The organism is Mesorhizobium sp. (assembly GCF_965229135.1).
Taxonomy (GTDB): domain Bacteria; phylum Pseudomonadota; class Alphaproteobacteria; order Rhizobiales; family Rhizobiaceae; genus Mesorhizobium.
Genome location: NZ_OZ245860.1, coordinates 4,678,236 through 4,692,615, shown reverse-complemented (window position 1 = coordinate 4,692,615; position 14,380 = coordinate 4,678,236). Strand labels below are relative to the sequence as shown.

Sequence of the window (14,380 nt, the reverse complement as noted above, 5' to 3'; positions counted from 1 at the left end):
GGTCCTGCTGGAAACCGAAGCTGGCTTCTGGTGGCGACCGCCGGCGCCGCGATATGGAAAGTCGGGGGAAATTTGAAATGACTGACATCGGCACGAACCGGGCTGACTGGCGCGCCTTGTGGGCAAGCGGCGACCTGGCACGCTTCTGCTTCATCAGCCTGGGCATATTGCTGCACGCCACCAACGAGACCATGGTGGCGACCGTGATGCCCGCCATGATCGGCGAACTGGCCGGCGTGCAACTGGTCGGCTGGTCGCTGGCGATCTACGAACTTGGCGCCATCGTTGCCGGTGCGGCCGCCGGACGGCTGGTGAGCTATGTGGCGCTACGCACCAACATGGTCGTCGCCGCATTGCTTTACGCGGCCGGCGCCATGATCTGCGCCACGGCGCCGTCCATGCAGCTGTTCCTTGCCGGAAGACTCGTCGAGGGCCTGGGGGGCGGCGCGCTGGTGTCGCTGGCCTTTGTCTCGGTCCAAAGGCTGTTCCCGCGCACCATCTGGCCGCAACTCTTCGGCATCATGTCGGCGATCTGGGGCGTTGCCGCTTTCAGCGGACCGATGCTCGGCGCGATCATGACGGAAGTCCTGTCATGGCGCTGGGCCTTCGGCATCTTCACCTTCGGCGGCGGCGCCATGGCGTCGGCAAGCTTCATCGTGCTCAACACGCCGGAGGCAAGGAAGCCTCAAGCCACGGACGGCAAGGCTCCACCCTTCCCGTTCGCGGCACTCGGCTGCCTTGCCATCAGCGTCGTGCTGATCGCCTCGGCCGGTGTCGACATCGAGCTGCTGCGTTCGTCGCTGCTGATGGCTGTCGGCCTGATCGGCCTCGTGCTGTTCTTCCGCATCGACGCGCTGAAGCCGCTGTCGCGGCTGTTCCCGTCGCAGCTGTTCTCATGGCGCTCGCCGGTCGGTGCCGGCATGACCATGGTCGCGGCCTTTTCCGTGGCGACCTGCTCGTTCGGCGTCTACGGGCCGCTGCTTTTGACCAGCCTGCACGGCATCCCGATCCTGACCACCGGCTATATCATCGCCGCGGAATCGATCGCCTGGTCGATCCTGTCGATCCTCGTCGCCAACGCGCCGCCGCAACGCGAACGTGCGATCATCGTCTGCGGTGCTGTGATGATCGCAGCCGGCATCGCCGGCTTCGCCTACACCGTGCCGGCGGGCTCCATCCCGCTAATCCTGCTCTGCGCCTTGCTGCAGGGTGGCGGCTTCGGCATCGCCTGGCCGTTCCTGACGCGCGTTATCGTCGCATCGGCAAGGGATAGCGAACAGACAATCGCCTCCGCCGCCGTGCCGACCATGCAGCGCATCGGCTATGCGGTTGGCGCGGCGCTGACCGGCATCGTCGCCAACGCCAGCGGTTTTTCAGAAGGCCTCAATCGCGAAGCCGCCGCCAGCGTCGCCTCCTGGCTGTTCCTGGCCTTCCTGCCGCTTGGCATTGTCGGATGCCTGGCCGCGTTGAGGATTTCCTCGGCGACGCTTCGGCCGCGAATGGTGGCAGGCTGAAGGCCGCTAGACGATGATCGTCGTCAGCCGCTCGGCGATCAGACTGGCCAGCCGCGCCGCCACCTCGTCCTTGTTCATCTCCGGCCATTCATCGACACCGGACCTCGACACGATCCGCACCTTGTTGCGGTCGCCACCCATCACCCCGGAGGACCCAACGCCGCTGTCGTGCGACACGTCGTTGGCGACGATGAAATCGGCGCCCTTCTTCCTCAGCTTGGCCTCGGCATTGCCGACAAGATCCTGCGTCTCGGCGGCGAAGCCGACGACAAGTGTCGGCCGCTGCTTGTGATGGCCGACGCCAGCGAGAATGTCGGGATTCTCGACCATCCGCAGTGCCGGTGGTCCCTCGCCCGCCACTTTCTTGATCTTCTCGCCGGCCGAATTCTCCGTGCGCCAGTCGGCAACCGCGGCGACAAACACACCGGCGTCCGCCGGCAGAAGCCGTTCGACCACGTCCTTCATCTCGGCGGCGGTTTCGACATGCACCGTGGTGACACCTGCCGGATCGGCAATGCCGACCGGCCCGGACACCAGACGCACATCGGCGCCGAGACGTGCCAGTGCCGACGCGATCGCATGGCCCTGCTTGCCGGACGAGCGGTTGGCGATATAGCGCACCGGGTCGATGGGCTCATGCGTCGGCCCGGACGTGACGATGATCCTGCGTCCAGACAGCAGCTTGGGCCTGGCGTCGAGCAGCGACTCGACCGCGGCAACGATCTCCAGCGGCTCGGCCATGCGGCCCTCGCCCGCCTCGTTGCTCTCCGCCATTTCGCCCTTTGCGGGTCCGACAAAGGCAATGCCGTCCTTCTGCAGCGTCGCGCGGTTGCGCCGCGTCGCCGGATGCGCCCACATCCTCGGATTCATGGCCGGCGCCATCAGGACCGGCTTGTCGGTGGCGATGAGCACCGTCGAAGCCAGATCGTTGGCATGGCCATTGGCGAGTTTCGCCATCAGGTCGGCGGTCGCCGGTGCAACCACCAGAAGGTCCGCCTCGCGCGACAGGCGGATATGGCCGACATCATGCTCGTCATTGCGGTCGAACAGTTCTGTAAAGACATGATCGGCGGAGAGTGCGCCGACCGACAGTGTGGTGACGAATTCCTGTGCCGCTGATGTCATCACCACTCGCACAGCCGCCCCCCGCTCGCGCATCCGCCGGATGAGATCGAGCGCCTTGTAGGCGGCGATGCCGCCGCCAATGATGAGCAGGATACGCTTGCCGGAGAGGCTGCCGCGCGATGCGATCTTGCCAACTGAAGCAGCAATCGGCGCCGCTGCGTGTGAAACAGTCAGTTCGCGAAGCGTTTTCTCGATCTGTTCGATGCGTCCCACCGAACCGGCCTGCCCTTCGACGGCGGCGCGGATCATCACCCTTGCCTGCTCTTCCATGGAACGATCATTTTCGGCCGCCAACCGGCGCAACAGCTCCTTGACCTCATCGTCGAGGTTACGGATGGTGATACTGGCCATATGATTGCACTCTGCTGAACATTGCCGAGTGCAATGATAGCAATGCAATCAGCTAGCGGCAAGTTGCCGAAATGATCGGTCTAGATGATCTTCCAGGCGATGTAGACCAGCGTCAGCGCGATCACCCACAGCGCCCAGCGTCCGGAGCGGCTGTAACGCGCCTCGGCCTTGCCGATGGCGTGCGCCGTGGTTTCGTCGAAGCGCAGGCCGTGCTCGGCCATCAGGTCGATTTCGCGCGACAGCCGCTCGGTGCGGGCGGCAAGCTCGGGCGCCTGGCGGACAAGCGCCAGCATCGCCTTGGCACCATCGCGCGCGTCGACCAGCAGGCCGCGCGGGCCGAGATTGCCCGCGATCCAGTCGCCGACCACCGGCTCGGCCGTCTTCCACATGTTGAAGGCCGGATCGAGCGTGCGCGCCACGCCTTCGACCACAACCATGGTCTTCTGCAGCAGGATCAGTTCCGGCCGCGTCGCCATGTCGAACAGTTCGGTCACCTCGAACAGCAGCGTCAGGAGCTTGGCCATCGAAATGGTTTCGGCCGGCTGGCCATGGATCGGCTCGCCGATCGCGCGGATCGCCTGCGCGAAGGCCGCGACATTGTGCTGGCGCGGCACATAACCGGCTTCGAAATGCACCTCGGCGACACGCAGATAGTCGCGGGTGATGAAGCCGTAGAGGATCTCGGCGAGGAAACGCCGCTCCTTCTTGCCGAGCCGTCCGGCAATGCCGAGGTCGACGGCGACGATGGTGCCGTTGGCCTCGACGAACAGGTTGCCCGGATGCATGTCGGCGTGGAAGAACCCGTCGCGCAACGTATGGCGCAGGAACGACTGGATCAGGTTGGTGGCGATGGTCTTCAGGTCATGGCCGGCGGCTTCGAGGCCGGCAATGTTGTTCATCTTGACGCCATCGACCCATTCCATGGTCAGCACGTCGCGGCCCGTGCGCTCCCAGTCGACAATGGGCACGCGGAATCCCGGATCGTCCCTGGTGTTCTCGCCGAGCTCCGAAAGCGCCGCCGCCTCCAGCCGCAGATCCATCTCGATCTTGGTGGTCTGGGCCAGGGTTTCCGTGACTTCGACCGGCCGCAGCCGCCGCGAGGACGGGATGTATTTTTCCTGCAGGCGCGCGGCCAGGAAGTAGCTTTCGAGATCGTGGAAGAAGCGGCGGCGCACGCCTGGCCGGATGACCTTCACCGCCACCTTGGTGACGACGCCATCGCGGACGACATCGGCGGCGTGAACCTGGGCAATGGAAGCCGCGGCGACCGGATCGCCGAAATCGACATACAGCTCGCCGATCTTGCGTCCGAGCGAAGCCTCGATGGCTGCCACGGCCTCCGCCTTCGGAAACGTGTGCATCTTGTCCTGCAGCATGGCGAGATCGAGCGCCATGTCGTTGCCGACGACGTCGGGCCTTGTTGCCAGGAACTGGCCAAGCTTTACGTAGGAAGGCCCGAGTCGGACAACGGCCTTGCCCAGCCGGTCGCTGCGCTCATAGGAGAGCGCGCGGCGGCGGGTGAAAAGCCGGGCCACACGCCAGCCGAATTTCGGCAGGCCGGACAGTTCCTCGCCCGGCAACGCCGCGACGACGCCTTCGCGGACAAGCACCCAGCCGGCGCGAGCCAGCCGAAATCCAGCGCTGACGGTGCTCATGACTGGGCTCCCGCCGGTTTCCTGAACCGGCCCGCGGCATACCGCTCACGAGGAATGCAGGACGCCCTCAAAGCTTCCAGCCCGAATGAAGTGCCGCGATGCCGCCGGAATAATTGCGGAAAGACACGCGGTCGAAGCCGGCGCGGGAAATCATCGCCGCGAAATTCTTCTGGTTGGGAAACTTGGCGATCGACTCGACGAGATAGGAATAAGGCTCGCTATCGCCGGTGACCATCTTGCCGATCCTGGGAATGGCATTGAACGACCAGGCTTCATAGGCCTTGTCGAGCAGCGGCATCTCGACCTCGGAGAATTCGAGGCACAACAGGCGCCCGCCGGGCTTCAGCACGCGGAAAGCCTCGGCAAGCGCCACGTCGATGCGCGGCACGTTGCGAATGCCGAATGCGATCGTATAGGCATCGAACGTGGCGTCCGGGAATGGCAGCTCCTCGGCATTGGCCTCGACGAAATCGGTATTGCCCGACATGCCTTTCTTTTCAGCCCGGTCGCGGCCGACGGCCAGCATCGAGCCATTGATGTCGAGCACGGTGGCGTGGGCATGGCCCTGGCTTGCCTCGACGATGCGGAAGGCAATATCGCCCGTGCCGCCGGCGACATCGAGCACGCGCCAGCCTGCCCGCTTCGGCGGGTTGAGCCATGCCACCATGGAGTCCTTCCACACACGGTGCAGGCCCGCCGACATCAGGTCGTTCATCAGGTCGTAGCGGTTCGCAACCTTGTGGAAAACATCGTTGACCAGGGTCTGCTTGTCGCCAGCCCCTACACGCTTGAAACCATAGGAGGTTTCCATGCCGCCAGCGGCCGTGGTTCTCTCAACTGACATTTTTCGATCCGTCATAAAATCGGCGGGACCATAGCCGATCACCAGTGCGGGCGCTATTGTTTAAGGCGCGGTGTTCGGCCGCGCTTCCAGGCGGTGGGCTTATGGAACCTGGACCGGACAGACGGGAAGATTGAATGCCTTTGAAAGCGGAACTGCACTGCCACATCGAAGGGGCGGCGGCGCCAGAGCTCGTCATCAGTCAAGCGCTGAAATACGGCAAGGACACCTCGCCCTATATCCAGAACGGCTCGTTCGTCTGGCATGATTTCACCTCCTTCCTTGCTGCTTATGACTTTTCCGCCGACCTGTTCCGCACGGAGGAAGACTATGCGCGGCTGGCCGACCATTACCTGACCAGCCTTGCCCGCGACGGGGCCATCTACTCCGAAGTCTTCACCTCGCCGGACCATGCGAAGAAAGCGGGGCTGTCGCCCAAGGCCTATACGGACGCGCTCGGCGAGGGCATGGCGCGGGCCAAGGCCAAGACCGGCATCGAAGGCCGCATGATCGTCACCGGCGTGCGCCATGTCGGCGTGGAATCGATCGAGCAGGCGGCCCGCTTCGCGGCGCGCTGCGGCCATCCGCTGGTGACCGGCTTCGGCGTCGCCGGCGACGAGCGGATGGGAGATTTCGAGGATTACGTGCGCGCCTTCGAGATCGCGCGCGAGGCCGGCCTGGGCATCACCATCCATGCCGGCGAACTGATGGGCTGGGAGAGCGTCCAGGCGGCGCTCGACCATATCCGTCCCTCGCGCATCGGCCATGGCGTGCGCGCCATCGAGAACCCCGACCTTGTCCGGCGTATCGCCGACGAAGGCGTCGTGCTGGAATGCTGCCCCGGCTCCAACATCGCGCTAAAGGTCTTCGACAGCTTCGCCGACCACCCTTTTCCCGCGCTGCAGGCGGCCGGCTGCAAGGTGACGCTCAATTCCGACGACCCGCCCTATTTCTGGACGTCGCTCAAACGCGAATACGACATCGCCTCGGAGCATTTCTCGATGAACGACAAGGCGCTCACCGCCGTCACCAGGACAGCCATCGAGGCCGCCTTTGTCGACCGCAAGACCAAAGCGGCGCTGCTTGCCCGCCTCAACGGCGCCGCACGCTGAAATCTGTGGTCCGGCGGCCACGGGCGGTTCCTTGGCCGGCGCATAGTCGCTAGGGTCTCTTCAAGGATAGATCAGGAGAGTACCATGAAGGGCGTCACCGTCGTCGACCATCCGCTTGTCCAGCACAAGCTGACCATAATGCGGAAAAAGGAAACCTCCACCGCCGGCTTCCGGCGGCTGCTGCGCGAGATTTCGCTGCTGCTGGGCTACGAGGTCACACGCAACCTCGAACTCACCACGACCACCATCGAGACGCCGATGGAAACGATGGAAGCGCCGACACTGGAGGGCAAGAAGCTGGTCTTCGCTTCCGTGCTGCGCGCCGGCAACGGCTTGCTCGAAGGCCTGCTCGACCTGGTGCCGGCGGCTCGCGTCGCCCATGTCGGCCTCTACCGCGATCACGAAACGTTGGAAGCAGTCGAGTATTTTTTCAAGGCGCCGAGCGATCTCGCCGACCGCCTGGTGATCGTCGTCGATCCGATGCTGGCCACCGCCAATTCGGCGATCGCGGCGATCGACAAGCTCAAGGAACGCGGCGCCACCAACATCCGCTTCCTCTGCCTGCTGGCGGCACCGGAAGGCATCGAACGCTTCACCAAGGCGCATCCGGACGTTCCGGTCTTCACCGCCTCGATCGACCGCCAGCTCAACGAGAAGGGCTATATTATGCCCGGCCTCGGCGATGCCGGCGACCGCATGTACGGGACGAAATAGCTGCAGTCGAAGCCGCTGAACGCCCACCACGTTTACCGGTTGTTTACGCAAAGGCGCGGTTTCGGCGCGCGTTAAAGCGCCAAACACCATGTCCGGATTAAGGATCAGCCTCCGAAAGGTTGACCTCATGCTGCGTACATTTCTCATCTTTGGCGCGTCCGCCGGAATAGCCGCATCGATCCCGATGATCTATCAGTCGAATTCCCAGGCTATCGACGGCCTGCTGAAATCGACGGTCGCCGCAAGGCCAGCCACGGACGCGCAACCGGAACTGGCAGCCATGCCGGACAAGCCGGCGATCGTGCAGCCATTCGGCCGCAAGTTCGTGGTCGAAGCGGATGCGCGCGGGCACTTCACCTCACAGTTCAAGCTCAACGGCCGTCAGGTCGATGGCATGATCGACACCGGCGCGACGCTGGTCGCCATCAACACGTCGACGGCGCGCAGGATCGGCCTGTCGCTGAATCCGTCCGACTTCACGCATGAGGTCAACACTGCCAACGGCACGATCAAGGCCGCCGTCGTGACGGTCGACCGGCTCCAGATCGGCAACATCCAGCTTAATGACGTCCAGACGGTCGTGCTCGATGACAAGGCGCTTCAAACCAATCTCATCGGCATGAGTTTTCTGACACGGCTCCAGAAATACCAGGTCGAAAACGGCGCGTTGCTGCTTGTTCAGTAGTGCAAGAAATCAGCGCGGCAGGATCCGCCGGATGACCGCCTTGTCGGCGCCCGGTTTTGAAGCCCCGACAGTATAGGCTGACCGTACAGCCGAAGCCGCCGCCTCGGCATCCGGGGCCGTGCGGGCATGGATCAGCGCCAGCGCCTCGCCAGCCCGCACCTCCGCGCCGATCGGCAACAGGCGGGTGATGCCGACGCCGTGGTCTATCCTGTCATCCGGCCGCGTGCGCCCACCGCCAAGTCCAACCACGGCAAGCCCGATGTCGCGGGTCGCGATGCCCGTGACGAAGCCGTCCGCGGACGCCTCCACCGCGAATTCCGTGGCTGCCTTCGGCAGATACTTCTCCGGCTTCTCGACGAAGTCGGTGGGACCGCCAAGTGCCGCCACCATACGGGCGAAGACAGCCGCGGCACTGCCGCTGGCCAGCGTCTCGATGGCGCGCCGCATGCCGTCCTGGTTGGAAGACACGATCCCGGCCGATTGCAGCATCTCGGCCGCCAGCGCCAGCGTCACATCCTCCAGCCGGCGGTCGCGGAAACGGCCGGTGAGGAAATCCACGGCGTTACGCACCTCGACGGCGTTGCCGGCCGCCGACGCCAGCGGCTCGTTCATCCCGGTCACCAATGCCGAGGCGCTGAGCCCGGCGCCGTTGGCGACCTCCACCAGGCTATTGGCGAGTGCCGTTGCATCGCGCGACTTTTCCATGAAGGCGCCATTGCCGACCTTCACATCGAGCACCAGCGATTGCAGGCCGGCCGCCAGCTTCTTCGACAGGATCGAGGCCGTGATCAGCGGTATGGATTCGACTGTTCCCGTCACATCGCGGATCGCATAGAGCCTGCGGTCGGCGGGCGCCAGATCCGCGGTCTGGCCGATGATGGCGCAGCCGGTTTCCAGCACCGCCTTGCGGAACAGGGCAATATCCGGCTGGCTGGTGTAGCCGGGGATGGAATCCATCTTGTCCAGCGTGCCGCCAGTATGGCCAAGACCCCTGCCGGAAATCATCGGCACATAGGCACCGCAAGCCGCCACGATCGGCGCCAGCATCAGCGAGACGTTGTCGCCGACACCGCCGGTCGAATGCTTGTCGGTGACGGGACCCGGCAGATCGGACCAGTCGAGCACGTCACCGGAATCGCGCATCGCCAGCGTCAGCGCCACCGCCTCGTCGCGGCTCATGCCGTTGAAGAAGACCGCCATGGCGAAAGCGCCGACCTGGCCATCCGAGACGGTGCCGTCCGTCACCCCTTTGATGAGGGACGTGATGTCCTGCACCGACAGCTTCTGGCCATCGCGCTTGCGGCGGATGATTTCCTGCGGAAGCATCAGCTCTCCGGCAGCCCGTCGCGGAACAGGCGCTGGAGAATGGTCGCCAGTCGCGCGCCGCCGACCGGCGCCATGTCCTTGGTTTCCTGATGCGAAAGCTCCGCCCCGGTCATGCCGGCGGCAAGATTGGTGATGACCGAGCAGGCGGCGACGCGCAGGCCGAGGAAGCGGGCGAGGATGACCTCCGGCACGGTCGACATTCCCACCGCATTGGCGCCCATGGCGCGCGCCATGCGGATTTCGGCCGGGGTCTCGAAGCAAGGCCCGGAGAACCACATGTAGACGCCCCGGTGAAGCGGCGTGCCGGTCGCCTTCGCCGCGCGCTCGATCGCCTTGCGGATGCCGGCATCATAGGCCTCTGTCAGGCCGACGAAACGGCGGTCGCTTGGCTCGCCGATCAGTGGGTTGGTGCCTGAGAAATTGATATGGTCGGTGATCAGCATCACCGAGCCCGGCCCCATGTCGGAATCGACCGAACCGGCGGCATTGGTGAGGATCAGCTTGGTGATGCCGATGCCGGCGAGCACTTCCAGCACCGGCCGCATCGCGGCGGCAACGCCATGTTCGTAATAGTGGGCGCGGCCGGAAAGCATCAGCACCGGCACGCCGGCAAACAGCCCCGCCACCACTTCGCCGGCATGGCCGGTGACGCCACTGCGTGGAAAACCCGGCAGATCGGCATATGAGATGCGGACCGGGTTCTCGATCTGGTCGACCAGCCCGCCCAGGCCGGAGCCCAGCACAAGCGCTGTGGCCGGCGCCAATCCGTCCAGCCTTTCGACGAGATGATCGAGTGCCTCTTTCATTTCAGCCAGATCTTCATTTCAAAATGTCGCCCTGGAAACCGTAGGGCAGCATCTGGCCCATGGTCACGGTTTCGACCACCCCGCCATTGTCGCAGAGATAGAGCTTTGTTTCCGGCCGGCAGAATTCGGCAAGCCGCTGCCGGCAGCCGCCGCAGGGCGAGCATTTTGCCATGCGCTCGGCGACAACGGCGATCTCGGTGATCTTGCCGCCGCCGCCCATGATATAGTGGCCGAGCGCCGTGGTTTCGGCGCACCAGCCTTCCGGATAGGACGCGACCTCGATGTTGGCGCCGGCAAAGACGCGCCCGTCCTCGGTGCGAAGCGCGGCGCCCACGGGGAATTTCGAATAGGGCGCATAGGCCTTGGCCATGGCGGTCCTGGCCGCTTCGAACAGATCATGGGACATTCAGTTGTTCTCCATCATGATCGTGTCGGAAAACCGGCCAATGCCGTGCTTCAGGGCCATGCTCAGCGTTCCTTGACATAGGGCACGCCGCCGGCACGCGGCGGAATGGCCTTGCCGATGAAGCCGGCGAGCAGGATGACGGTGAGGATATAGGGCAGCGCCTGCATGAACTGCGCCGGGACCTTTCCGATGAGGGGCAGCGGCGAGCCCTGGAGGCGGATGGAGGCGGCGTCGAGGAAGCCAAACAGCAGGCAGGCGAACATGGCGTTGACCGGCTTCCACTTGGCGAAGATCAGCGCCGCCAGTGCGATATAGCCCTTGCCGGCGGTCATGTCCTTCACGAAGCCGCCATTCTGCGCCATCGACAGATAAGCGCCGGCCAAGCCGGTGAGAACGCCCGTGCAGATCAATGCGCGGTAGCGCAGCCATGCGACCGAGATGCCGGCCGTATCCACCGCCGCCGGGTTCTCGCCCACGGCGCGCAACCGCAGGCCGAAGCGAGTGCGAAACAGCACCCACCAGGTGAACGGCACCATCAGGAAGGCTAGGTAGACCAGCGCCGAATGGCCCGACAGAAGCTCCGAATAGATCTGCCCGAGGATCGGCACGTCCTTGACGGCGTCGGCTCCGGGCAAGGTGATCGGCGAGAAGCGCTCGCCCGCGCCCAGCGCCGGTGTGCGCCCGCCCTGCTGGAACCAGGCCTGGCCCAGAATGATGGTCGATCCGGCGGCGATGAAGTTGATCGCGACGCCGGAAACGATCTGGTTGCCGCGATGGGTAATCGAGGCGAAGCCGTGCACCATGGCGAAGGCAACGGAGACCAGGATGGCCATGCCGAGGCCGATGAAGGCCGAGTGGAAGACCGCGGCGGCGGCCGCGCCGGCAAAGGCGCCGACCAGCATCTTGCCCTCGAGCCCGATGTCGAAAATGCCGGCCCGTTCCGAATAGAGACCGGCCAGGCACGCGAGCAGCAAGGGCACCGACAGGCGGATGGTCGAATCCAGCGTCTGGATTACGGCGTTGAAGATGTCCATCTCAGGCACCCTTCCCTTTGACGGCTTCCATGCCGACCGCCCTTGGGCTGAACGATGCGAACACCGACTGGATGTAGGGCCGGAACATGTGTTCGAGCGCACCGGCAAACAGGATGACCAGACCCTGGATGATGACGATCATGTCGCGGCTGATGGCCGGCATCTCGAAGGCGAGCTCGGCGCCGCCCTGGTAGAGCATGCCGAACAGGATCGCCGCCAGCACGATGCCGACAGGGTGCAGGCGGCCCATCAGCGCCACCGCGATGCCGACGAAGCCGGCGCCCGAGACAAAGTCGATCGCGACATTGTGCTGGTCGCCCATTGTCGGGTTCAGCGCCATCATGCCGGCCAGCGCGCCGGAGATCATCATGGCTGTGATGATGATGCGGGTTTCCGAAATGCCGGCATAGCGCGCCGCCTTCGGGCTGTGTCCGTAGGTGCGCATCTCGTAGCCGAGCTTGGTGCGCCAGATCAGCACCCAGACCAGGAAGGCCATGACCAGCGCCAGCAGGAAGCAGATGTTGAGCGGCGCCGAGCGGATCTTGGCGCCGAACAGTTCGATGATCCAGTTGAGCTTCGGAAGCTCGGCGCCGCCGAGGAAGTTGCGCGTCTGCGGTGCCTGCGATCCCGCCGGTTTCAACACCCCGACCAGAAGGTAGACCATGATGGAGGCGGCGATGAAATTGAACATGATCGTCGTGATGACGATGTGCGAGCCGCGCTTGGCCTGCAGATAGGCGGGGATGAGCGCCCACAGCGCGCCGACGGCTGCCGAGGCCAGGATGGCCAGCGGAAACAGCAGCCACCACGGCAGTACGCTGTCGAAGCTGAGGCAGACGACCGCGATGCCGAGGCCGGCCAGATAGGCCTGCCCCTCGGTGCCGATGTTGAACAGGCTGCAATGGGCGGCTACCGCCACGGAAAGCCCGGTGAAGATGAAGGTTGTCGCGTAGAAGAGCGTGAAGGCGATGCCCGTGCCCTTGCCGAAGGCGCCTTCGACCAGGATGACGGCGGCACGGAAGGGATTTTCTCCGACCAGAAGCACCACGAAGCCGGCGACGACGAAGGCGACGAACAGGTTGATCAGCGGGATGAGCCCGTAATCGGCCCAGGCCGGCAGCTTGGCGTAGGGTGTGCTCATTGCGCTGCCTCCTGATGTTCGACGCCGGCCATCAGCAGCCCGAGCTCGCCTTCGGTCGCATCGCCGCCGCGCTCGCCGACGATGCGGCCGGCAAACATCACCAGGATGCGGTCCGAGAGCGAACGGATCTCGTCCAGTTCGACCGACACCACCAGCACGGCCTTGCCTTGGTCGCGCATGGCGATGAGGCGCTTGTGGATGAATTCGATGGCGCCGACATCGACGCCGCGTGTCGGCTGGCCGACGATCAGCACGCCGGGGTCCTGCTCGATTTCCCGCGCCAGCACGATCTTCTGCTGGTTGCCGCCGGAGAAATTGGCTGTCTTCAGGCGCGGATTGCCGGGACGGATGTCGTATTTCTCGATCTTGTCCTTGGCATCGGCCATGATGGCGTCGATGTTGAGGAACGGCCCCTTCAGATAGCGCGGGTCGTCATGATAGCCGAGGATCGAATTCTCGTTCTCCTCGAAGGCCAGCACCAGCCCGACATGATGCCGATCCTCCGGCACATGGGCCAGACCCCGGTCGCGCAGTTCCCCGGGGTCGGCGGCACCCGTGAGGTCGATCGGCTTGCCGTCCAGCATGACCGAGCCCGACACCGCGCGCCTGATCCCGGAGATCGCCTCGAGCAGTTCGGATTGCCCGTTGCCGGCGACGCCGGCGATGCCGACGATCTCGCCGGCCCGCACGTCGAAGGAGATGTCGTCGACCATGGTGACGCCGCGAGAATCCTTCACCGTCAGGTTCTTGACCGCGAGCTTGACGCCGCCGGCGGCGGCCTCGCCCTTTTCGACCCTGAGCAGCACGCGCCGCCCGACCATCAGCTCGGCCAGTTCCTCGACGGTCGTCTTCTTCGTTTCGCGCGTCGCCACCATCGTGCCCTGGCGCATCACCGAAACCGTGTCGGTGATGGCCATGATCTCGCGCAGCTTGTGGGTGATCAGCACCACCGTCTTGCCCTGCTCCTTCAGCTGCTTGAGGATGCGGAACAGATGGTCGGCCTCTGCCGGCGTCAGAACGCCTGTCGGCTCATCGAGGATGAGGATTTCGGCGCCTCGATAGAGCGCCTTGAGAATTTCGACGCGCTGCTGCAGGCCGACGGGCAATTCCTCGATGATCGCATCGGGGTCGACTTCCAGCCCGTATTCGCGCTCCAGCCGCTCCAGTTCGGAGCGCGCCTTGGCGATGCTCTTGTTGAGCAGCGCATCGCTCTCGGCGCCGAGGATGATGTTTTCCAGCACCGAGAAATTGTCGACCAGCATGAAATGCTGATGCACCATTCCGATGCCCTGCGCGATCGCGTCATTGGGTGTCTTGATCGAGGCCGGCTTGCCGCCAACGCGGATCTCGCCGCTGTCGGCCTGGTAGAAGCCATAGAGGATCGACATCAGCGTCGACTTGCCGGCGCCGTTCTCGCCGACAATGCCGTGGATGGTGCCACGGGCGATCTCCAGGTTGATGTCGCGGTTGGCGCGCACGGCGCCAAAACTCTTGTTGATGCCGATCAGCTCGATTGCGGCTTGCGCCATGCAGCCTGTCCCACTCTTATTTTTTTATCGCTTGGTCAAAACGCCTAGCATGACGCTCCGCCCGTGCCAATTGGCCGGAGCCGCTGCACTCTCGACAAATCCCTGCGCGCTTGTCAATTTCGAACGTGGCCGAAGCCTTCA

13 protein-coding genes are annotated in these 14,380 nt (G+C 64.5%); 4 read left to right on the top strand and 9 right to left on the bottom strand.

Annotation, left to right across the window (positions count from 1 at the left end):
* Positions 1-77 precede the first annotated feature (77 nt).
* The gene (locus ACO07C_RS22465; RefSeq protein WP_421916349.1) at positions 78-1,514 is read left to right on the top strand and encodes an MFS transporter; all 1,437 of its coding nucleotides are present in this window, start codon (positions 78-80) and stop codon (positions 1,512-1,514) included.
* A gap of 6 nt (positions 1,515-1,520) precedes the next feature.
* Here ACO07C_RS22465 and coaBC read toward each other — a convergent pair whose 3' ends face one another.
* The 3 genes from coaBC to ubiE form a co-directional block, all read right to left on the bottom strand.
* Positions 1,521-2,990, bottom strand: coding sequence for a bifunctional phosphopantothenoylcysteine decarboxylase/phosphopantothenate--cysteine ligase CoaBC (coaBC, locus tag ACO07C_RS22460; protein ID WP_421916348.1), 1,470 nt, complete (start codon positions 2,988-2,990; stop codon positions 1,521-1,523).
* 80 nt (positions 2,991-3,070) lie between these two features.
* The gene (gene ubiB, locus ACO07C_RS22455) at positions 3,071-4,645 is read right to left on the bottom strand and encodes a 2-polyprenylphenol 6-hydroxylase (protein ID WP_421916347.1); all 1,575 of its coding nucleotides are present in this window, start codon (positions 4,643-4,645) and stop codon (positions 3,071-3,073) included.
* Between the two features lie 67 nt (positions 4,646-4,712).
* Positions 4,713-5,489 (bottom strand): bifunctional demethylmenaquinone methyltransferase/2-methoxy-6-polyprenyl-1,4-benzoquinol methylase UbiE, encoded by a 777-nt coding sequence (gene ubiE, locus ACO07C_RS22450; RefSeq protein ID WP_421916346.1) that lies wholly within the window; start codon positions 5,487-5,489, stop codon positions 4,713-4,715.
* A gap of 134 nt (positions 5,490-5,623) precedes the next feature.
* On the opposite strand from ubiE, the gene ACO07C_RS22445 reads away from it, so the two are divergent.
* From ACO07C_RS22445 to ACO07C_RS22435, 3 genes are all read left to right on the top strand, one after another.
* Positions 5,624-6,598, top strand: coding sequence for an adenosine deaminase (locus ACO07C_RS22445; RefSeq protein ID WP_421916345.1), 975 nt, complete (start codon positions 5,624-5,626; stop codon positions 6,596-6,598).
* 84 nt (positions 6,599-6,682) lie between these two features.
* Positions 6,683-7,312 (top strand): uracil phosphoribosyltransferase, encoded by a 630-nt coding sequence (upp, locus tag ACO07C_RS22440; protein ID WP_015315749.1) that lies wholly within the window; start codon positions 6,683-6,685, stop codon positions 7,310-7,312.
* Between the two features lie 127 nt (positions 7,313-7,439).
* Complete coding sequence (locus tag ACO07C_RS22435; RefSeq protein ID WP_421916344.1) at positions 7,440-7,997, top strand: TIGR02281 family clan AA aspartic protease; 558 nt, start codon at positions 7,440-7,442, stop codon at positions 7,995-7,997.
* 9 nt (positions 7,998-8,006) lie between these two features.
* On the opposite strand, the gene deoA is transcribed toward ACO07C_RS22435, so the two are convergent.
* The 6 genes from deoA to ACO07C_RS22405 form a co-directional block, all read right to left on the bottom strand.
* Positions 8,007-9,323, bottom strand: a complete 1,317-nt coding sequence (deoA, locus tag ACO07C_RS22430) for a thymidine phosphorylase (RefSeq protein WP_421916343.1) — start codon at positions 9,321-9,323, stop codon at positions 8,007-8,009.
* On the bottom strand, positions 9,323-10,129 hold the full coding sequence (locus ACO07C_RS22425; RefSeq protein ID WP_421916341.1) for a purine-nucleoside phosphorylase: 807 nt from the start codon (positions 10,127-10,129) through the stop codon (positions 9,323-9,325). Before ACO07C_RS22425 ends, deoA begins: the two co-directional genes overlap by 1 nt.
* A 13-nt stretch (positions 10,130-10,142) precedes the next feature.
* The gene (gene cdd, locus ACO07C_RS22420; RefSeq protein ID WP_354462416.1) at positions 10,143-10,535 is read right to left on the bottom strand and encodes a cytidine deaminase; all 393 of its coding nucleotides are present in this window, start codon (positions 10,533-10,535) and stop codon (positions 10,143-10,145) included.
* A 62-nt stretch (positions 10,536-10,597) separates the two neighbouring features.
* A complete protein-coding gene (locus ACO07C_RS22415; RefSeq protein ID WP_421916340.1) occupies positions 10,598-11,569 on the bottom strand; it encodes an ABC transporter permease in 972 nt (323 codons plus the stop codon).
* 1 nt (position 11,570) lies between these two features.
* Positions 11,571-12,710, bottom strand: coding sequence for an ABC transporter permease (locus ACO07C_RS22410; RefSeq protein WP_421916339.1), 1,140 nt, complete (start codon positions 12,708-12,710; stop codon positions 11,571-11,573).
* Entirely contained in the window at positions 12,707-14,239 is a 1,533-nt protein-coding gene (locus tag ACO07C_RS22405) for an ABC transporter ATP-binding protein (RefSeq protein WP_421916338.1), read from the bottom strand. Before ACO07C_RS22405 ends, ACO07C_RS22410 begins: the two co-directional genes overlap by 4 nt.
* Between the last annotated feature and the right edge of the window lie 141 nt (positions 14,240-14,380).